Consider the following 20696-nt stretch of genomic DNA (forward strand, 5'->3'; position numbering starts at 1 on the left):
ATCCCGGTCACAGGTCCTTGAGGAACTCCAGCATTTTCGGGTCGGTCTCGGTGACGGATGCCGCCACCTGGAGATTGATCCATATCACCTTCTTTTGCCTGATGCGCTCGACCGTCTCCTTCTTTTCCGCCGCGAGTTCTTCCTTCGAGAGAGAGGATTCCTTCGACGCGAGTCCCCTCAGGAGCTGGCGGAGGAACAACGAGTTCGGGTAGGTTTCCGCCTGGATCCACGACCCATCCGTCACGGCCACCACCCGGAAAGGACCGGATGGCATGCCCTCCGCCTTCGCGGGGAACACGATGTCATAAAAGGTTCCGACCTTCATCGGTGGTGTTTCCGTGTGGCCGCTCCTGCCGCAGGACAATGAAAGCAGGGCGAGCGTTGAAAACAGCAGGGCGAGGAAACGGGTTTTCATGAGGAAACAAGTCTAACACGGGAGGCGGGAGGCTGTCCATCGTCGTCGCGTTGCGGTCTGTCTGGATTCTCCCGCCACCCGATTGGGAGAGGGGCGGGGCGTGCGGTGAGAGTCAGTCCCTGATCCTTTTTTTGCTTCCGGTGGCTTCCTCGTCCTCCCGCGGGACAAGGGTGAATTTGCCGGGGGAAATCCGGATCTCGGCATCGAGGGCATCGGCGACCTTCGCCAGCACCGCCAGCCAGCTGATCTCCTTCACCCGGAAGGTCAGCTTCCGGGCGAGCCGGTCCTCCACCTGCGACTTGTCGATGTTGAGATAAAATCCCGGCGTCGTCATGGACGAATCGTCCAGTGTCGCGATGATCCAGGATGCCTCCGTATTCTCGATGTCGAACACCGGATGAATGTAGGCCGCCTGTTTCATGGTCCACTCCATCGTCTTCGGATCCGGCGGGGGAGGGGCGTCGAGCGCGCGCAGGGTCCCCATCATGAGGACACATGTTAGAAAAACCGGCGGATGTTTCAGCGTTCGCATTTGAACGGACGTATTAGCCGGACCGCAGGTGGAAGGGAAGCTGGAAGATGACGGGGCGGGCCTCGCATTGACCGGACATTCGGGAGTCGTCGTCCTCATTCCATTTGAATTTTCACCGCCAAGACGCCAAGAACGCCAAGAAGATGGCAACTGGTTGAGAGCCTGATTGAAAAATAGAACGGCGGATCTTCAGTCCGACTTTCCTTCCTCACAATGCCACTATCGGATTTTCTCCAAACCTTGGCGTTCTTGGCGTCTTGGCGGTGAAAACTTCCCCTCAATTCCAGGAACGTTTTCAAAAAAGAGACCCCGTCAGTCCAGCTTTGCCGCCCACTCCGCGGCCGCGGCGGGATTGTTTGTCTGCAGGGAACTCACCGCCCCACGGATGGCCGCCTTCGTGACGGGAGACATGGGGGCCCTCGAAAGCCACTCCAGCGTCTGTTCGGGGTTCTGGGTCGTCCACCGGCTGAACTGCGAGGTGATCTCTTGCGCCGGCCAGGTTTTCTCCAACGCGCTTAAAAATCCCTCCATTCCCCGGTCCGCCGTCCGGTTCCCCGAGATGGCACCGCTGAAGCCCTCGAACTGGTCGAACCCCATCCACTCCTGCCCGCCCACCTTGGCCCACACCGCGGCGGCCTTGTCGTAGGGCATCTCGCCCATGCTCCACTGGATGGAGTTCCACGCGATCGCCGCCGCCTGTTCGGTGAACGGCGTCTGCGGCAGGGAATTGAGCCAGTCCGCCGCGCTCTCCACGCTGGTGGAGGTTCCGTTCACCTGGATGCCGAAGGCGACGCGGGTCGCCTCCACGAAATCCCGCGGCTCCATCTTCGCCAGGTTCTTTCCCAACCATCCCAAGGCCTCCTGCTGGTCCTCGCGCATCCATCCCTCGATCACCGCCGACCGCGCGTTCAGTGCCTTGGCCGTGTCCGGATTCGCCTCGATCCATGCCAGCGCCGCCTGCGGATCGGTGTGCGCCCACCCCCGCGCGATCGCGCGGAAGTCATCCCCGGGAAGCACCAAGGGCACCTGGGACGTCAGATAATTGAGGGCGCCCGCCGCATCCACCTCACCCCACCTCGTCGCCATGGTCTTGTATTCGTCGTAAGTCTTGCCCTCCCGGTGGAGCTCCAGGAATTGCTCGTGCAGCGCGGAGCCGTCCTCCGGGCGCATCATCTGCAGGAGCAGGCTGTAGTTCCTCGACCTCCGGCTCTGGTTGGCATCCAGCAGCACCCCCCGGCATGCCTGTATCAGCTTCTCGTTCACCTTGCCCGGAACCGCCCCGGCATGGATCGCCTCGAAGCCCGAGAGCAGCCGCGCCGTTTCCCCGTCCGCGATGAACGTCGTCGGCGAGGCCCCGCGGTCAGCCCGCGATTTCGAGCCTTCCTTGGCTCCGGTCTTGGCTCCAGCCCTGGCTCCGGCCTTGGACGACCCGGTCTCCTCCTGCCGCAGGGATTCCGCGCCTGCGGATTTCCCCATGTTCCACGCCACCAGCCACCCTCCCGCCGCCGCCACAGACAGCGCGCCCACCACCCAACCGGGATAAGTTCTCTTTGTCATTTCCAACACGATCTATCAGAAAAAAAATCCCCGTCACGGCAAAGATGCGGCGGTTGGAAACAAGGCATTGGTCCTATGGGGCCTATAGGACCCATGTGACCCATGTGACCCATGTGACCCATGTGACCCATGTGACCCATGTGACCCATGTGACCCATTTCCGGAAAAACGGCAATCCACCTCTCCCCGAGTAGGGCATGCCGCGTCCCCCGGCCGCCAATCTGCTTTCTCCGGAAAAATTCACCTATCCGGCCATTTTTCGCAGGACGTGGCGATGGACCCGGTGTATTGACGTTCCACTCCCACCCATGCCGAACCACTCCTCCGACCACCTGCCTTCCGGCCTCTTCATCGCGGATGCCGGAGGCCGTGTCATCTACGTGAATGAGCGCTGGTGCGAGATCGCGGGAATCCCGGCGGAGCAGGCGATGGGCGACGGCTGGCGGCGCGCCGTCCACCCGGACGATCTGGACGCGCTCGCGGGCGAATGGCAGGACGCCGTGGCATGGCGCCGCCCCTTCCGCTGCGAGGCCAGGTTCCTCCACGCGGATGGCCGGGTCGTCTGGTTCGAAGGCGAGGGATTTCCCATCAACAGTTCCGAAACCGGAAACGCCGGCTACATCGGCACCTGCACCGACAGGACGGGCGGCCGCCGCGACCTCGCGCGCTCGCGCCTGTATGAGGCGCTGCTGTCGAACAACCCGGACTTCGCCTATGTCTTCGACACCAGCCGCCGCTTCATCTATGCGAACCAGTCCCTCCTCACCATGTGGGGGAAAACGTGGGAGCAATCCATCGGGCTCGACCTGCGGGAGATCGGCTATCCCGAATGGCACGCCGCGATGCACGAGCGAGAGATCGACTCCGTGGTCGCCACCGGCAGGCCGGTCACCGGGGAGGTCCACTTCGACGGCACCCACGGCAGGCGTCTCTACGAATACATTTTCAGTCCCATCATCGGAAACGACGGCAGGGTCGAGGCGGTCGCCGGGGCCACCCGCGACGTCACCGAGCGGAAACAGGCCGAGGAGCGGGCGAATTTCCTCAACGAACTCTCCGGCCGCGTGATGCGGCTGGACACCGAGGCGGAGATCATCGCGGAAGCCGTCGGCTCGCTCGGGCGCCAACTCGGCGTGGGGAGGTGCTATTTCATCGAGAGCCTCAAAGGGGAGAACCTCCTGCGCGTCGCGCCGGACTGGTTCCGCGAAGGCGAGGCAAGCATCGCAGGAGACTACCCCATCGACAGCTTCGGCGGCGAGGACTGGTGGGAAAAATACTCCGCCAGCGCCCTCGCCGTGGAGGATGTGACGAGCGATCCGCTGACGTCCACGAACTTCGACTCCTACCTCCGCCTGAACATCCGCTCCTACGCCACCCGCCCCTTCCGCAGGGTCGGCCCGTGGAGCGTGGTGCTCGCCGTGACCGAGTCCGCACCCCGGCGGTGGTCGGAGGAGGAGATCACCCTGCTCGACCACGTGGCCTCGCGCGTGTGGCCGCTCGTCGAGCAGCTCAGGTGGATCGACTCCCTGCGCGAGGCGGACCGCCGGAAGGACCAGTTCCTCGCCACCCTCGCCCATGAGCTGCGGAATCCGCTGGCCCCCGTCCTCACCGGCCTCGAACTGATGCGCCGGGCGAAGGACGAGCCCGGGACCGTCGACCGCATGACCGGCATCCTGGAGCGCCAGATCAGCCAGATGGCCCACCTCATCAACGACCTGCTGGACATCTCGCGGGTGAACACCGGGAAAATCATCCTCGACCCACAACCCTCGTCCCTCGCCGTCGTCCTGCGCAACGCCATCGAGACCGCGCAGCCCGCGCTGGACGAGCGCGGCCACCACTTCACCGCGGACCTGCCGCCGGAGTCGCTGGTCGTGCTCGCGGACGGCCCGCGCATTTCCCAGGCTGTTTCCAACCTGCTTTCAAACGCCGCGAAATACACGCCCGGCGGCGGCACCATCCGCCTCGACCACGCCGTCGCCGGCGACGGCATCCGGATACGCGTCACCGACAACGGCCAGGGCGTCGAGCCCGCCGAGCAGGCCGCCATTTTCGAACCCTTCCACCAATCCGCGAATGGCAGCGCGGACGGGCTGGGCATCGGCCTCACCCTCGTGCGCGCGCTGATGGAGATGCATGGAGGCACCGTCACCGTCCGCAGCGAGGGCCGGGGCAAGGGGAGCGAGTTCATCCTCCACCTGCCCGCCAGCGTCGCGGCGGAATCCTTCGTTCCGGAACATGAGGAAACGCCCCCCACGCCCCCGGCCGCCAAACGGGTGCTGGTGGTGGACGACGGCCGCGCGAATGCCGACATGCTGGCCATCTTCCTCCGGCACGAGGGCATGGAAGTGGCGGTGGCCTACGACGGGCTGGAAGCGCTCGAAGCGTCCCGCTCCTTCCGCCCCGAGTTCGTTGTCATGGATATCGGCATGCCCGTGATGGACGGCATCGAGTCCGCCAAACAGATGCGCGCGGAAGGGCTGGACGCCGTCCTGATCGCCCTGAGCGGCTGGGGCCGGGAGGAAGACCGCCAGTCCACCGCCGAGGCCGGATTCCACCACCACCTCACCAAACCCGTCTCACCCGCGGACCTGCGCAGGCTGATCGCCGGATGAGGGTGATGGAAGGGATTTGTTAGAATGGATCTGCTGGTATGGAAAACATCGGGTCTTCCCGGAACTTCCAGCGCCAATGGTGTGAGATTTCGTTGGTCAATGAGGGATGTCTCGAGCTCGACTTGAATCTTCAGCTCCAATGGTGTTTGGTGCCGTAATACCGGTTACCAAAAAATTATTTCCGAAACGAGTGCGGCGATGGTCCTGCAAACCGCGGCCCGGAGTTCAAGCTTCAGCTTGCTCTTTCACCTTCGCCCGCTTTTCGAGCTGCTCAGAACCACTCCTGGTACTCTTGAAAGAGCAAGCTGAAGCTTGAACTCCGGACAGCGCCAAGGATCCACAAGTCGTATGGAGTATCGGAAACCACTTCTGGTAAACCGTCTGGAGCATGCGGGAGATATGCTTTTGAACGGCTCCGAATCTTCAGCACCAACGGCGAAATGTGATCTCCAGCACCAAAGGTGCGAAAGGTGAGAGCCCGGGGGTAAGCAAAGCGCAACCCCGGGACCACGATCCCAGAAGTATGAAGTCCTGAAAGGACGCAATCCGGTGGTGCGGAAAGTGGAGGTGCGGTTGATATTCGGTTCACTGATATTCTCCCATCGAGATATCGCCCTGCGGCGCGGCGATGACCACTTTTCCTTCAAGGGTGGTTTTGCCCGCGACTTTCAATGAATCCGCGTTCGTTTCCCCGCGAAGACGGGTCTTGGTCGTATCGCCGTTCCCGATGACGGTGGTGTTCGGGCCTTCGCCGGTGGCATTGGGTCCGATGACGATGGAGTTGCTATCCGAGTTGCTGTAGCCTCTCGACTGGTAACCGATGTAGATGCTGTTGTTGGCCGTCTGGAGCGGTGTGGTTCCCGTGGCCCCTTGATATCTGCCCGAATTTGCTCCCAGGAAAACGTTGCCGTTTCCAGACGTATTCGCATCACCGGATAGAAGACCAAGCGCCACATTGTATGATCCGACGGTGTTGCCGACCATGGAGCTGGCTCCATGAACGGAATTGTAGGAGCCTGACGTATTTTCCGAAAGCGCGCCCGATCCTAAAGCGCTGTTCGCAATGCCCGTGGTTTTGAACATGGACATCGTGCCCATCGCTGTGTTATAGCTCGCCGTCACGCCTTGATTGAGCGCCTTTACGCCCACGGCGGTGTTGCCGGTTCCGCCATTCAGATATTGGAGTGTGGCGGCACCCAGCGCCGTGTTGTTCACCCCGGTGGTATTTGCGGCGAGGGCGAAGCCTCCGAAGCCCGCGTTGAAATTGGCGGTGGTGTTTGCCGCAAGGGCGTTGTAGCCGAATGCGGTCACCAGGTTGCCCGTGGTATTGATCACGAGCGCGTTGCCGCCGACCGCTGTATTCCAAAGGAGATCTCCCGCCCCGCGGCCGATCCTCAGCCCATTGACGTGCGAGTCTTTTGCCGCTCCGATACCTCCGCTGACGATGAGGGCGCCGGCGGCGGACGAACCGGACACGTTGGTGGATGTGATCGAAACCGGTTTGCCGGCCGCGAAATTGACCGCGCCCGTCGAATCGATGGTGAAGATGGAGCTGCCGTTCACCGAAATACCGTTGCCCGAGGTGCCCGTGAGGTTCAGGCCTCCCGTGACGCTCAGCGAACCACCGGTGACCGAGACGTTCACTGAGTTGAAAGCGGCGGTGTTGGCCGCTGTATCAATTCTAAAGACGGGGGAATATCCGGAACCCGCGAAATAAGGATTATATCTCCAAACATCGAACGTTCCGGTATCGGTCTCGGACTCGGCTCCGAGCACGAAAGAGATTGGCTTGCCAAACAAAGTCACTCCGCCATCCCAAGCCCCTCGGGACGACTCCGAAACCGCCGAATAGATCGACACACCTCCGCTATAACTGAACAACTGGAAGTTGTTGCGCCCGGCCCAGGCCGTCGGCCAGAGTCCGCTGTTCTCGCCGGAGTCCAGGAAAAACCCTTCATGAAGGTTTGCCGGTACCGCGGATGCGGATTGGCCGGCCACAAGGATCAACAAGGACGATGCCAAACCGATGTTTGTGAGAGCTTTGGGTTTCATGATGGTGATGCGTGCTTGTTTGAGTGGATCGTGATTTTGGAAAGGGAGCCAAGATCGGGCGGACGAATGGCGGCCCGAACATGCCTGTTCCATGGGTGAAGGTCGATATTTTTCGAGCTACCTCTTTTTGTTTGTTAGATGACACGATGCCCGCTCCCGTCACGAAAAACCATGATCAACAAGGGTGCGTATGATGTGCCGACACCGGTTCCATCCCTCGGACGACCAGCGGAGCCGGAGCGTTTGGCAAAGCGGACACGAACCTTCCTGCATCACCGACCTCCGGCCATGGAGCAGCCTTGTGGAGAAAGCATGAAAGATATGTCGATCCCCGCGCTACCCCTTCCTCTTCCTCGGCCGGGTCATGAAGAACAACGCCACTCCCAACAAGGAGACCGCGAACGTTCCGCCGGTGACGAGGGTGAGGCTCCAGTCCCGGATGTCCTTGTTTTTGATGAATCCGAACTTGTGGAACAGGGTGAAGATGTCGGCCTCGAATTGTTTTCCGTCGTCGGTGTGGCGGGTGACGCTGCCGGTGACGGTGGAGACATAGACTCGGTTGCCGTCGCCATCGCCCGCGTCGAACCGGTAGACGGGCAGGAGGCGGAAGATCCCGATATACTCGCGGTTGAAGGCCGTGAGGTAGTCGGTCTTTTTCACCGGCGTGCCGCCGAGGAAGGCGCTTGCGATTTCACCGGCGTAGATCTCATCCGCGGCGGGATCCACCGCTCCGGTGACGGCGTTCACATAACCGGGTTTCCCCTTGGCGGTGAAGATCTGGTAATGCGGCTGCCCGGCGATCATGCGCAGGTTGATGGCGGTCGCTTCTCCGGGGAGCTTCGCCATGGCATCCGGGGCGGTGAGCTTGATGGAGGCGGGGTCGATGAGCGAGTTCCCCGGGCGCGCCGCCGGTGGCGGGGCCTGGGTGCGGGTCATCACGGTGTGGAGCACGCCGCTGCCGGAGGACATGAGGAGCGTGAGGCTGAAGATGAGGCCGAGCCAGCGGTGGGCCTTGCGGATCCAGGGTTTCATGGGTGTGGGGATGGATGATGGTGAAAAGAAATTTGTTCTGCGGATGCGGATGGTTCGAGCGCGGAGCTCAAGGAAGGGCGATACGCGATCGCCCTTCCTATAGGATGCCGTAACGATGGAGATATCCAAAGCGGTGGGACGCTGGCGCGTAAAGCTGGCGCGTAAAGCCGCCGCTTCCCACCGCATTCGATAAAAGGGCGATCGTGTATCGCCCTTCCCTGGGTCACCATTTCCATTCGAGGCCGGCGAAGACGCTGCGGCCGTCGCCGGGAAGGAAGCTGCGGGAGGTGGTGGTGGGGTTGAGGCCCGCGTCCGCGACAACGCTGGTGGTGGCGGCGTATTCCTCGTCGGTGAGATTTTTCGCCTCGATGAACCACGACAGGCCTTTTTCCTGACGGCGGCCGATCTTGAATCCGAGCAGCGCGTAGGGATCCGCGCTCAGCGTGTTCGCGTGATCGACGTATGCCTTCACCGGCACCCACTCGACGGTGGGTCCCGCGTAATAACCGGCCTTGTTCTCCCAGACGAGCTCGCCACGGATGAGGTGGGGCGGCAGACCGGCGATGGTGTTATCGCCATAGGTGTTGTCATCGTCGAACTTGAAACGGCCATACGTCCACGCGCCACGGAGGTAGAGGCGGTGGTCCGGCAGCTCCCCGAGGTCCGTTCCGAGCAGGTCCGCCTCGCCGAAGATCTCCAAGCCCTGGTGGATCGTTTCATCCGCGTTGGTGGTGCCGAGCGGTGTGCCGGCGGAGTCGTTCAGGGCGAGGAATTCATCCTCCACCTGCGAGGCGTAGGCGGTGGCGTCCCAGCGGAAATTCGCGTGGCTGCCACGGGTGCCGATCTCCACGGTGGTGGCGGTCTGCGCCTTGTTCGCGGTGAGCGAACTGTTCGCCGCCTCCGAGAAGGAGGGCGGCTCGTAGCTGCCGCTCACGTTGCCGAAAATCTGGAAGTTCTCCGCGTCCCAGCGCACGCCGGCCTTGGGCGAGAAGTCCTCATAGGAGCGGTCATAGCTGCCGGAGCCGCCGACGTGCTGCTCGTTTTCCCGCCGGTTGCTCGCGGCGGTGGCCCCGAGGATGCCGGTGAAGCCGTTCCCCAGCGCGAGCTGGTCTTCGACAAATCCCTCGATGTTCGTGGCGGTCTGGTCCGCGCTGGCGGTGAGCGGACCGCGGCTGCCGAACTGGTTCTTGTAGGTCGCCGCATCCGTGGAACCTTCGGTGAAAAGCACGCCCGCCCGCACCCGGTTGTCCCGGCCGAGGAGCTGGCTGTCATTGGTGAACGTTCCGCCGAAGAGGAAGTCGTGGGACAGGTTGTCGATCACTCCGGCGAAGGGGGTGATGGGATGGTCCAGGTCCTTGTAGGTATAGGCGGCGGTGAACTCGACGGTGTTGTTTCCATTCCGCAACGTCGTCTTGTCCGCGATGCGGAAGAGGTCGAAGTCGCGGCGGTTGTCGTAGCGGACCGCTCCGAAGAGCGACTCGTCGGCCTGCGATGGATCGTCCTCCAGCTCCGCCTTCGTCAGGTTGCCGGGGAGCTCGGAGCGGGCGCTGACCGCCGTGACGAAGAGGCGGGTCTCCGCGCTGTCGGAAAGCTGCCAGCCGAAGTTGCTGAAAAAGCGCTGGCTGTTCTGCTCGGCGTGGTCGCGGAAGCCCTCCTGGTATTGCTCGGAAAGGCTGAAATACGCGTCCCCCGCGCCTTCATGGAATCCCGCCGCGACACGCGCGCGGAGGTAGTCGAACGAACCGGCCTCGAGGCGGGCGGAGCCGCCGGGGGCGGTGAGACCGGTGGCGGAGATGTAGTCGATGGCGCCGCCGAGCGTGGACGCACCCGCGCTGAGGGCGTTCCCGCCGCGCAGGATTTCAATGTGATTCGTCGCGAGGGGATCGACGGCCTGCATGTCGAACCCGCCATCGGCCAGGTTCAACGGCACGCCGTCCTGCATCAGGCGGATGCCCCGGCCATGGAATGTCCGCTGCATGCCGGAACCACGGATGGAAAGCCGCGCCTCGTCCGAGCCGAAGCGCGGTTGCGCCACGACGCCGGGCGAGAGGGCGAAGGTGTCCGCCATCGTGCTCGCGCGGCCCTGCAGGTAGCGTTCCGCATCGACGACCTCCGTGCCGCCGGGGACCTTTGCGAGTTCCTCGCGGCTTTGTTCCGCGGTGGGAACGGTCTTGGAACGAGGGGCTGCGGCCTCCACGACGAGCTCGGGAAGCTGGCTGGGTTCGGCACCGGACACGCCGGCGAGGGAGATGGTGAAAAGCAATGTGTGGGAAAGTTTCATAAGATGATGTTCTGTTCTTGAGACGGGGGCGCGATGGCCCGCCATGAGGGAAAGAGGGCACGATGGCCCGCCATGAGAAAAAGGGCGCGTCTCCGGTACGGGAGGCGCGGACACAGGGTATCCGTTGGAATGCAGGGGCGTCTCCGCGGTCTCCGGCGGATGTCACCGGACGACGGCCCGGAGCTCACGCGTCAGCGTGCTCTTCACGGAGACAAGCAGAAGCTTGCATTCCGGACAGCGCCGCGAAACGACCGGATCCTTTCTGGGAATCCACGGGTGGGCTTGCCTGACGATCAACGGAGCTTACGCTGCTCGCGGCGGCTGCATGGGCACGGCATGATAGACCGCGCCGAAGGTCCCGGCGTATTCCGTCACGATGAACTCCAGTTCGTCATAACGTGGCTGCGGCACCCGCACGGGGACCGGCAGGGCGACCTCCAGCTTCATCTCCGACTTGAGCAGGGGCTTCCGCTCCTCCTCGGTCTTCGACTTCTTCACCACCTTGCACAATTCGCAAGGGTGCTCGCCATCGAAGGTTTTTCCGACGGCTTCGGTGAGCGAGGAAGTGTTGGAAAACTCAACCAACATGTTTCCCCATGCGATGGTCTGAAGCAAAGCCAAGTGACCGCCCATGGATACGAGAAGAATCCCGACCAGGAGGTATTGACCCGCGCGTAGCGCCCACTTCGACATCGCGCGAATAAAACGGTCCACGGCGGACATGGTCAAGAGGTTTGTGGCTGATCCTATCAAGGGGCGGAAGCTCCGGGACCTTCATCACACCATCAAAGGCGGCGGCGAATTCACGAATACAATTTCCCCAGCGATCCCAAACCGGATCTACCGCCTCCTGCGGAACAAAACGAATGCCGACAACATGGACAATCCCAGTCCGCTCGGCTCGGGAATCGTCGTTGAAAAGTTGTCGACACTATCACCAAATTGGTTGAATCCAAGGAAGAGATGCGCCTGATCTGCGGAGGCCAGAGCCGGGTTATTGATTGTCGACTGCACAAAACCGACCTGGTTGAGAAGCGTGCCGGACGAGGTGGACGTGTGGATGATCCCCGTCACGTTGAAATTGTTGGAGCCGATATAGTCCACGGAAATCCTGTAACGATACCAGGTGTCGGTAAGCTCCTCCGAAGTGAGGGCGGAAGCGATCAGCTCGGAGTCGTCGTAGAGGCCGATCATCCCTCCATCCATATTACCGGATCCCATCGCAATACCAGATAGATAGGCTGTTTGCCCGTCATTCGTGGGCATTCCGTCAACTTGCTGGGGACTGGAGGTCGTCGTGAATCCAAATTGGGTGAAAAAAGTCCCCTTGAGATAGAACTCGGCGGACCAGCTGCTGAGATCGCCACGGAACGGGGTATCAAGCGTCCAGACCTGGGAGGCGCCGATGAGCCCCAGATCGACATGCCCCGAATTCGAGAGTCCTCCACTGGCGCCCTCGGCGATGAGGCCGCTCGTCTGGGACGTCGAAAAATTGTTGGTAAACTGTCCTGGCGTGTTGAAGTCAAAAGACAGGGCCGCTTGCGACACTCCCGGCGAGATGAGAACAAGAAGGACTGGGAGTAATTTTGATTTGGCAAGCATCTGTTATGGCTGTGAGGAAGTTGTGAGGCAATCTATGGCTGTTAGATCGATTGTCAACGCAATCAGACAAACGGCGTCCGTGACCCGAACCTTTCAAGAGGCAGACAGGAATTGATTCGAATCCTGTCTTCGGGATCATCGGGTTCACTTGGGAGGGTTTCAATACCAAGCCTCATGCGCTGGTGGACGCATGTTGCCTCATACTTCCCTCATCAGGGAATCGTGTTCCCGATTTATTTCACCGAGAAGCCGATCTTCTGGCCAGGTACCAGCCGCGTGCTTCGGATCGTCACGTTGCCGTTCTTCACCTTTGTCGGAATGACGACCGTGCGCTTCTGTCCCGGCAGCAGTCCCTTGAGCGATGTCTTCGCCTCCGCTCCCGCGTAGGCCGGATAAGCGTCGTAATAGATGGGGGCCACACCGGTGTTGGAAAATGTCAGCTTCACCGCCTTGGCGGACCGCTTGGCGGAGTCGAGCCGGAAGCGGTAGCCCATGGCACGGCCCACCTGGCCGATCCGTGCCATGTCGGCGTATTGCGGCTGGTCGTTGCCGATCATGAAGCTGGTGTGGAATCTCGCGCTGGCGGATTCGAGGGATTCCCCGTTCGGTCCTTTTTTGGAAAGCGCCTCTCGCTGGTCACGATCATTATAGTAGCTCAGCTCGCCGCCGCCCGGGCTGGTCTGCCAGCGGTCCGCTCCGAAGAATTTCCAGCGCGGCGCGTTCACTTTCGGATGCTCCTTGGCGAGGAACGAATCGTCGAAAAGCCCGAAGGGAAGCGACTTCAATTTCTTGTCCTGGAGGAAAGGTCCGATCTCCGCGTCCGCCGCATCGATGGAGATCATCCAGTGCGTCTGCTTGAAACACGCGGCCATGTGGTTGAGAAACCGCGCCTGATAGGCCCGGTCCGGAAACGTGAGGCCGGACTCGAACGGCCCGTCGTAAATATGGTATTCCGACCAAAGCCCGAACCCGCACTGGAGGAAGGCCAGCCGCGGATCCTTGTCATAACGGGCGGCGAACGCCTTGAAAAACGCGAGGTGCGCCTCCTGCCACGCGGCGTTCCCCCAGTCAGGGAATCCGGTTGCCTCGCCCTCGCTGTCCGCGGTTTTCCCCCGCCAGCCGGGCGAGTTCCGGATGTAGGCCGGCACGCCGGAGGGCTTCGCCGGATAGGTGTCCCAGAAACGCAGGATCGCCTGGTGTTTCCGCTTCGCCACCGCCGCCAACTGCCTGTCCACCGCGGTCCAGTCATACGATTCCGGTCCCTTCATGACCGCCGAATACGGCAGGTAGCAGAACTCGAGCTGGATCGGAGCGGTGGCCGCATGCTCCGAGTCCGACCAGAGGACGAGCCCCGTCATCGGCTGCACCGCCGCCACGGTCGGCTTCACCCGGAAGGCCTTCCACTCCTCCGCCTTCACGACCGTGGCCATCAATAAAAGGCAGGCAGCCGCCAGAGTTCCGGACATTCGTTTCATGTCGGGAAAATGGCGGCGGAGCGGGCGGGTGTCAACGGGAGTGGTGGTGGTTTGCAGCACACATTGCGAGCGGTGCGGATCCAAGGTCAGGTGGTGGCAAAGGGATTTCCAGATGGCTGGGAGTATATACTTCGAGCGGCCATGCTTCGGACGGCTATGCTTCGTGTTTCGTGTTTCGTGTTTCGTGTTTCGTGCTTCGTGTTTCGTGCTTCGTGCTTCGTGCTTCGTGCGGTGTGGATTGGCGTGTGGCATGACAATCTCGCGCCGCGGCATCTCCAGCACCAAAGGTGCGCGATGAGAGAGCCCAGGGCAACGCCCTGGGAATGGACCACAAAGCATATTGAGTCCTGAAAGGACGGCATCCCTGGCGCGCCGCACCGCCCTTGATTTCGTCCTTTCAGGACTTGGAAATGTGTCGGTCCATGACCCGGGGTTGCGCTTCGCTCACCCCGGGCTTTCACATTCCGCACCTTTGGTGCTCGAAAATTCCATGCCTCCGCACCTCCGCACCTCCATACCTCCATACCTCCATACCTCCATACCTCCATACCTCCGCGCCTCCGCGCCTCCGCGCCTCCGCTCCATGGCCTTGCACCGCCTCATCATGTCCTCGCGCTGCGGCATCTCCAGCACCAAAGGTGCGCGATGAGAGAGCCCAGGGCGACGCCCTGGGAATGGACCACAAAGCATATTGAGTCCTGAAAGGACGGCATCCCTGGCGCGCCGCACCGCCCTTGATTTCGTCCTTTCAGGACTTGGAAATGTGTCGGTCCATGACCCGGGGTTGCGCTTCGCTCACCCCGGGCTGTCACATTCCGCACCTTTGGTGCTCGAGAATTCCCCCATCTTTCCAACCTTGCCATTCCCGCCGCCCCGGCCTTTTCTGACCCGGTGCAGAACCCCGTCACCTCCGACAAGATCGCCGCGCTGGAGCAACGGCTGGCGGCGCTCGGCATCACGGAGGCGGACCTGCTGGAAAAATTCGTGCGCGGCTCTGGCGCGGGCGGACAGAAGATCAACAAGACCTCCAACTGCGTCTTCCTGAAACACCTGCCGACGGGTGTTTGCATCAAGTGCCAGATCGACCGCTCGCGCGAGATGAACCGCTTCCTCGCGCGCCGGGAATTGTGCGACCAGCTCGACGCCATCCGCGAGGGCAGGGCGGTCGCCAAGACCCAGGCCATCGAGAAAATGCGCCGGACCAACCGGCCCCGTTCGCGGAATTCGAAAAAACGCAGCGTGGCGGACAAACGCAAGGTCTCGGAAAAAAAGTCGATGCGGCGAAGACCGGGAGCGGACTGATACCATTTTTCATCAATAAGGTGACTCTGATCCCAAGTCGCGGCTCCGTGGACTGCGTGCAGCTCGCTGCCGCTTTCATCTGCCAGCTCGCTGGCCGGGACGGAGGTTCGGATTCATCGGGCGCGCCTCCCCTTGTGCGACAGCCTGCGGAGCAATCAATGATTCGCTCTGATTCCGCCGTGTCAGCAAGCTGACTACGGAAAGCGGCAGCGAGCTGCGCGCAGTCCAAAAACTTGCCCGCTCCAATCGTCCCTTTATTTCCGGAAACTGGTATGACGGGCAGGGGATGTGTGCCCGGCTTTTGGATTTCCACCACAAAGGCGCGAAGGTCGCGAAGGGACGCAAAGGAAGACAAAGGTGCAGCGGCAAAAGATTCGCCGGTCCCATCCTCCCTGGCGGTCATTCCATCCGTGCCAGCCTCGCAAAATGCCGTTCGTAGAACCGGATGTAGTTGCTGGCGATCTGACAAGAGGTGATGCGGTCGATGGATATCCGGTCGGGCGACTCCGATCTACGGGCCGTCCCGGTGAAGTGATGGATGTGGGCAGCGTCGTTTGCCACATCCGACACCGTGCCGATGAGAAACTCCGGGGGATCGGAAGCCTCGTCCTCCACGATGACGATCTCATCCGCGGCGCGTGATGCGAGGAACGAATCAAAGCTCTGGATCGGGGCGCTGAACCCGAAATCGACCTGCTCCAGCACTCCCTCGATCTGCAACAGTTCCCGCTGGAAACGGCTGGTATCGTTGCAGCCCAGTTCCGTCACATCCGGACGCCTGACCAGGAGGTAGCCGTCCGGATGGAAGTCATGGAAATACTGGAAAAGCAGAAGACTGTCCGAAAAGGCCAGCAGAAATCCATAGATGGACCTCTCGTCGATGGATGCGCGGCGAAAACGAACCAGCTCTCGATGCTTGATATGCTCCCTCAGTTGTTTCGAATGCATGGCTGGTCTTGAATTTTCACCGGCCGTCGAAGCGCGGGATCCGCCACTGTCGACGGCCGGGTGCCCGAAGCGGGGTCAGGCGTTGAATCCTCCGTCGATGGTCAGGCTCGCGCCGGTGACATAACCCGCCTCCGGGCCGGCCAGGTAGGCGACCATCGCCGCGACCTCCTCGGCCGTGCCGTAGCGGGGCAGCGCCATGAACTGCTTCTTGAGCATCTCGGCGAACTCGCCCGCGTCGGGGTTCATGTCCGTATTGATCGGGCCCGGCTGGACATTGTTGATGGTGATTCCCCGCCCGCCGAGATCCCGCGCCAAGCCTTGGACCAGCCCCTGCAGGGCGGACTTGCTCATCGCGTAAACCCCTCCGCCTTGGAATGGCATCCGTTCCGCGTTGCAACTGCCGATGTTGACGACCCGCCCGCCTTCTTTCATGTGCCGGACCGCGGCCTGCGTCGCGACAAACACGGCCCGCACGTTGATGGCGATGGTGCGGTCGAAGTCCGCGAGCTTGAAATCGTCGATCGGGCCGAGGGCCAGCACGCCCGCGTTGTTGACGAGGATGTCGATGCCGCCCAGTTCGGCCACCGTGCGTTCCACGGCGGCGACGACCGCCTCCGCATCCGCGCTGTCGGACTGGATGGCGAGCGCCCGCACTCCGAAGGCCTCCGCCGCCTTCGCGGTCTCTTCCGCCCGCTCGGGCGAGCTGGCATAGGTGAACGCGACATCCGCGCCCTCGCTGGCGAGACGCCTCACGATGGCCGCTCCAATGCCGCGGCTGCCTCCGGTGACGAGCGCCCGCTTGTTTTTCAGTGTTTGGTTCATAGGGTGGTTTGTTGGGAAAGAGGAGGATCGACTGTGGCGCGGTGAATCATTATCTTTTCTCTGCCGAACGATGGAGGTGAGGCACGGGCGAAGCGGAGTTTTCTTTATCGTTAAGTTCTGCCTCTGGTGGCAGATAGCGACGCCAACCGTCGGACTCCGCGAGCTCCTTCAAGGCCAGGCTCCGCGCGGCCAAAAACCTCGTCATGTATCGGGTCAGAAACATCCGTTCGGCGGCCCGTCCTAAAATACCCAGGGGAGCTGAAAAATGAAATTCGTCACTCATCAGGGTCCCCGTGCCTTCAAATGAAAATCGATGGACATGCTTCATCGAGGCGAAAGCACCGCTGATCATCTCGTCGCTAAAAAGATGCGGTCGGTCGAAAGAGATGACTCTTACCGCCAAACGTTGCTTCACACCGAAATGCGTTGCCTCCCACGTGACAGTCTCCCCCATCTCAATCAGCCCGGAGGTTCGTCCGGCAATCGCCCGCTCGTTGGTTCCTTCAGTGCTTGCCATGTGGGCGTCGATGCTTCGTGCCAAGTCGAAAACCCGCTCCAAAGGAGCTTCTATCTTCGTTTTGAGCTGAATCAGTGGCATCTTATCTGGCGGAGGTCATGAAGCACGCGCCGTCATCAGCGGGGTGCGGGCGTGGAAACGGGATGGCAGGTTGGAGTCATGATGCTCCACCAGAGTTACTGCTGGCACTGCGTTTCCATGTCAAGGCAACAAGAATGCCCGCCGGACCGAGAACCGCGATCGACTTGGAAGGATGGAATTTCCACCAAACCAAGGTTATGAAAAGAAGTGTCGTCAGGATGAAGACTCCCATGACAAACCGCCGGGCGGTGCGAAGCCACTTTGACTGGTTTGTCGGTGTCATATGACTTTGAGGTTGTCCGGACGGTATTGAGATTCCCGAATCATGAAATCAATCTCATCGTGATATCATCGTGATGACAGCCCCGCACCTCGCTCTCGATGTGACTTCCCCAAAGGAAGCGCGCTCTGTGGATAATACCGGTTGCAATCGCCGCGGCTTCTTCAAAGGAAAGCACGCCCTCCTCCAGAGCAAATGAACGGTTCCCGGCATCCACCAGATAGAAACCCCATACGGTTTCGCCAATTCTGAGTTGCCCCTCTCCCTGCCCATAAGCCAATGCCTCACCTGCCATTCCTTCAGGAACCAACTGTTCGAGCTCGGAGAGAGAGCCTATCGACATTCGGTCCGCGTTCTTGAGCGTGATGGTGAGAGCGGACTTCATCGTTCCGGAATTCTTGGACGAACATTATTGTTCTTTCGCCAGCAGATTGGATTTCCCCGGTAGGACTAGCGAGAGGATTTTCCCAATTCTTTCCCCCGCAGCTTCTGGGTGAGCGGTAGGGAGGGAAGGTGCCTGATTCCATCACCTTACGGACGGCCCGCCGCCGGAATGAATTCCGGGGGAATGAAACCCATGCTCCGAACTTCACGCTCCGTTTTTACACTTGCCGGGGCTGGGTGCGGACAAGAGCCTGACGGCGTGATTTCGCCGGGGGCTGTTATCGCATCGGTGATGCCGGTGTATCTGTTGATGATCGCGGGGGCGGTGCTGCGCCGCACGCGGGTGCTGCCGCGCGAGTGCGACGTGCCGGTGATGCAGCTCGTCTACCGCGTGATGCTGCCGTGTTTCATGCTGGACAAGATCCTGGGCAGCGCGGTGCTGAGGAGCGGGCCGGTGGTGGTCTGGTCGATCTTCATCGGCTTCGGAATGATCATGGTGGGAATCCTGTGCGGGCTGGGGATCGGCAAGCTGATCGGCCTGGAGCGCGGCACCGGGATGCGGACGTTCGCGCTGAGCTCCGGTTGCCAGAATTTCGGGTTCACGGCGGCTCCGGTGATCGAGATCCTGTGGGGTGCGGGCGCGCTTTCCCTGTTGTTCGTCCACAACATCGGCGTGGAGGTGGCGATGTGGTCGGTGGGGGTGATGATGATGAGCGGCGAGCGGTCGTTTTCCTGGAAACGGCTGGTGAACGGCCCGGTCATCGCCGTGGCGGTGGGGCTGGCGCTGGTGGCGCTGGGGCTGGACGGCGCGGTCACGGGATCGTTCCGCAAGGCGATGTCGATGGTCGGCGTGGGGGCCTTCCCGGTGGCCATCGTCATCACCGGCTGCACCATGATGGATCTGCTGGGCACGGAAAAAATGAACTGGAAGGTCATCGGCGGCTCGGCGGTGGTCCGGCTGATGCTGGCTCCGGCGGCGATGCTCTGCGCGGCGAAATTCCTCCCCCTCACCACCGAACTGCGGCAGGTGCTGGTCGTGCAGGCGGCGATGCCCGCCGGCCTCTCCTCCATCCTGATCGCCCGTCTCTACGGCGGCCGCCCGGCGGTGGCGGTGCAGGTGGTGATCGCCACCACGGTGCTGAGTTTCCTCACCCTGCCGTGGATCATCACCTGGGGCAGCGCGTGGATCGGGCTGAAACCATTGTTGCCATGAAGGGCCGGCGTGTCGTTGAATCCCGGCCATGAGAGCGATCGGCGCACGGCAGTTTCTCCCGACGGGAGATGAGGGCAGTCTGGTGGAATTCGAGGCGGAGATGCCGGTCATGGGGCCGCTGGACCTGCTGGTGAAGGTGCGCTCGGTGGCGGTGAATCCGGTGGATGCCAAGATCCGGAAATCGCTCGGCGCGGAGCCGCTCGAGGTGCCGCGCATCCTCGGATTCGACGCGGCGGGCCTGGTCGAGGCCATGGGAGCGGAGGTCACCGGATTTTCCGCCAAGGACGAGGTCTTCTACGCGGGCGATGTGACGCGCGCGGGCAGCAATTCCGAATACCAGGTGGTGGACTCCCGGCTGGTGGCGCGGAAGCCGAGGTCGCTCTCCTTCGCCGAGGCCGCCTCCCTGCCGCTGGTGGGCCTGACCGCCTGGGAACTGCTTTTCGAACAAATGGGGATCGATCCCGAGGGCGGCGACGCCGGAAAGGCGATCCTTGTCATCAACGGCGCGGGCGGCGTCGGCTCCGCCTTGATTCCGCTGGCCCGTTCGGCGGGGCTGGTGGTGGTGGCCACGGCATCCCGCCCCACCACGGCGAACTGGTGCGAGGCGCTGGGGGCGGATCACGTGATCAACCACCGCGAACCGCTGCGCCCGCAGGCCGAGGCGCTCGGCATCACGGAGTTTCCCTACATCGCGAACCTTTACGACACGGAGCTCTATTGGGAGACCACGGCGGACCTGCTGGCTCCGCTCGGCTCGCTGGGACTCATCGTGGAAACCAGCAGGCCGATGGACATCGGCAACCCGCTGCGGCTGAAAAGCCCGCGCATCGTTTGGGAATACATGCCCGCCCGCTCGCGCTTCCGGACGGCGGACATGCACCGGCAGGGGGAGATCCTGGCCGAGATCGCCCGGCGTTGCGACGCGGGAAGTTTCCCGAACATCGTGACCCGGATCTTCGACAAGATCACCCCGGAAAACCTGCGCACCGCCCACGAGGCGATGGAAAACGGATCGGCCCACGGCAAATGGGTGCTCAACGAATGGTGAACCCTCCATGACCGCGCACAACGAGACATTCACCGTCCGGACCCACGGCAAGGGCACCACCGAGATCACCCGCGAGGTGGCGGGCATCGTCGCGCGGTCCGGTGTGGGGACGGGTACGGTCACCGTCTTCGTCCGGCACACCAGCGCGAGCCTCGTCATCATGGAGAACGCGGACCCCAGCGCGCGGCGGGATCTGGAGATGTTTTTTGAAAAACTCGTGCCGGAGAACACGCCGTGGTTCATCCACACCCACGAGGGCCCGGACGACATGCCCAGCCACATCCGCATGGCGCTCACGCGGACCAGCGAGGTGGTGCCGGTCATGGACGGACGCATGACGCTCGGCACCTGGCAGGGGATCTTCCTCTTCGAGCACCGCAGGGACCCGCACCGGCGGGAGATCGTGGTGAGCGTGGTGGGGGAGTGAGTTCGCTGTTTTTCCCTTTTCAGGGAAGAGACTGGCGGGCGGAGGAACTCCCGGCCCGTGGAAATCTAACATCCAGGTTTTGACATTTCTCCCGCGTTCATGGGAGGATGGCC

At 62.0% G+C, this 20696-nt stretch carries 19 protein-coding genes; 6 read left to right on the forward strand and 13 right to left on the reverse strand.

Annotation, left to right across the window (positions count from 1 at the left end):
• Positions 1–7: 7 nt before the first annotated feature.
• The 3 genes from JIN84_RS06060 to JIN84_RS06070 all read right to left on the reverse strand — a co-directional run bounded on the left by JIN84_RS06060 (position 8) and on the right by JIN84_RS06070 (position 2504).
• Complete coding sequence (locus JIN84_RS06060) at positions 8–415, reverse strand: hypothetical protein (protein WP_200350137.1); 408 nt, start codon at positions 413–415, stop codon at positions 8–10.
• A gap of 112 nt (positions 416–527) precedes the next feature.
• Positions 528–902, reverse strand: a complete 375-nt coding sequence (locus tag JIN84_RS06065; RefSeq protein WP_200350138.1) for a hypothetical protein — start codon at positions 900–902, stop codon at positions 528–530.
• Between the two features lie 357 nt (positions 903–1259).
• Positions 1260–2504, reverse strand: coding sequence for a hypothetical protein (locus JIN84_RS06070; protein ID WP_200350139.1), 1245 nt, complete (start codon positions 2502–2504; stop codon positions 1260–1262).
• A 308-nt stretch (positions 2505–2812) separates the two neighbouring features.
• Between JIN84_RS06070 and JIN84_RS06075 the strand changes: the two genes are divergently transcribed.
• Positions 2813–5119 carry a hybrid sensor histidine kinase/response regulator gene (locus JIN84_RS06075; RefSeq protein ID WP_200350140.1) on the forward strand — a complete coding sequence of 769 codons (2307 nt, stop codon included), beginning with the start codon at positions 2813–2815 and terminating at the stop codon, positions 5117–5119.
• 585 nt (positions 5120–5704) lie between these two features.
• On the opposite strand, the gene JIN84_RS06080 is transcribed toward JIN84_RS06075, so the two are convergent.
• From JIN84_RS06080 to JIN84_RS06105, 6 genes are all read right to left on the reverse strand, one after another.
• A complete protein-coding gene (locus JIN84_RS06080) occupies positions 5705–7171 on the reverse strand; it encodes a hypothetical protein (protein ID WP_200350141.1) in 1467 nt (488 codons plus the stop codon).
• 336 nt (positions 7172–7507) lie between these two features.
• Positions 7508–8203: a PepSY domain-containing protein gene (locus tag JIN84_RS06085; protein ID WP_200350142.1), complete on the reverse strand. Its 696-nt coding sequence runs from the start codon at positions 8201–8203 to the stop codon at positions 7508–7510.
• A 223-nt stretch (positions 8204–8426) separates the two neighbouring features.
• Positions 8427–10484, reverse strand: coding sequence for a TonB-dependent receptor family protein (locus tag JIN84_RS06090; RefSeq protein WP_200350143.1), 2058 nt, complete (start codon positions 10482–10484; stop codon positions 8427–8429).
• Between the two features lie 303 nt (positions 10485–10787).
• Entirely contained in the window at positions 10788–11207 is a 420-nt protein-coding gene (locus JIN84_RS06095; protein WP_200350144.1) for a hypothetical protein, read from the reverse strand.
• Between the two features lie 117 nt (positions 11208–11324).
• On the reverse strand, positions 11325–12086 hold the full coding sequence (locus tag JIN84_RS06100) for a hypothetical protein (RefSeq protein ID WP_200350145.1): 762 nt from the start codon (positions 12084–12086) through the stop codon (positions 11325–11327).
• Positions 12087–12319: 233 nt separating this feature from the next.
• Positions 12320–13561: a hypothetical protein gene (locus tag JIN84_RS06105; protein ID WP_200350146.1), complete on the reverse strand. Its 1242-nt coding sequence runs from the start codon at positions 13559–13561 to the stop codon at positions 12320–12322.
• A 490-nt stretch (positions 13562–14051) separates the two neighbouring features.
• Between JIN84_RS06105 and JIN84_RS06110 the strand changes: the two genes are divergently transcribed.
• Positions 14052–14210, forward strand: a complete 159-nt coding sequence (locus JIN84_RS06110) for a hypothetical protein (RefSeq protein WP_200350147.1) — start codon at positions 14052–14054, stop codon at positions 14208–14210.
• A gap of 242 nt (positions 14211–14452) precedes the next feature.
• On the forward strand, positions 14453–14863 hold the full coding sequence (locus JIN84_RS06115; RefSeq protein ID WP_325099565.1) for a peptide chain release factor family protein: 411 nt from the start codon (positions 14453–14455) through the stop codon (positions 14861–14863).
• A 399-nt stretch (positions 14864–15262) separates the two neighbouring features.
• Here the strand turns inward: JIN84_RS06115 and JIN84_RS06120 are convergent, their stop codons facing one another.
• The 4 genes from JIN84_RS06120 to JIN84_RS06135 form a co-directional block, all read right to left on the reverse strand.
• The gene (locus JIN84_RS06120; protein ID WP_200350148.1) at positions 15263–15811 is read right to left on the reverse strand and encodes a hypothetical protein; all 549 of its coding nucleotides are present in this window, start codon (positions 15809–15811) and stop codon (positions 15263–15265) included.
• 75 nt (positions 15812–15886) lie between these two features.
• Positions 15887–16633 carry an SDR family oxidoreductase gene (locus JIN84_RS06125; protein WP_200350149.1) on the reverse strand — a complete coding sequence of 249 codons (747 nt, stop codon included), beginning with the start codon at positions 16631–16633 and terminating at the stop codon, positions 15887–15889.
• Between the two features lie 49 nt (positions 16634–16682).
• On the reverse strand, positions 16683–17231 hold the full coding sequence (locus JIN84_RS06130) for an SRPBCC family protein (RefSeq protein WP_200350150.1): 549 nt from the start codon (positions 17229–17231) through the stop codon (positions 16683–16685).
• A gap of 323 nt (positions 17232–17554) precedes the next feature.
• On the reverse strand, positions 17555–17896 hold the full coding sequence (locus JIN84_RS06135) for a hypothetical protein (RefSeq protein WP_200350151.1): 342 nt from the start codon (positions 17894–17896) through the stop codon (positions 17555–17557).
• Positions 17897–18088: 192 nt separating this feature from the next.
• Between JIN84_RS06135 and JIN84_RS06140 the strand changes: the two genes are divergently transcribed.
• From JIN84_RS06140 to JIN84_RS06150, 3 genes are read left to right on the forward strand one after another with little or no spacing between them, the layout of a single operon-like run.
• Positions 18089–19108, forward strand: coding sequence for an AEC family transporter (locus tag JIN84_RS06140; protein ID WP_325099566.1), 1020 nt, complete (start codon positions 18089–18091; stop codon positions 19106–19108).
• 28 nt (positions 19109–19136) lie between these two features.
• On the forward strand, positions 19137–20156 hold the full coding sequence (locus tag JIN84_RS06145) for a zinc-binding alcohol dehydrogenase family protein (protein WP_200350153.1): 1020 nt from the start codon (positions 19137–19139) through the stop codon (positions 20154–20156).
• 7 nt (positions 20157–20163) lie between these two features.
• Complete coding sequence (locus JIN84_RS06150) at positions 20164–20583, forward strand: secondary thiamine-phosphate synthase enzyme YjbQ (protein WP_200350154.1); 420 nt, start codon at positions 20164–20166, stop codon at positions 20581–20583.
• Positions 20584–20696: the final 113 nt, after the last annotated feature.

It is taken from the genome of Luteolibacter yonseiensis (assembly GCF_016595465.1).
GTDB classification, from domain to species: domain Bacteria; phylum Verrucomicrobiota; class Verrucomicrobiia; order Verrucomicrobiales; family Akkermansiaceae; genus Luteolibacter; species Luteolibacter yonseiensis.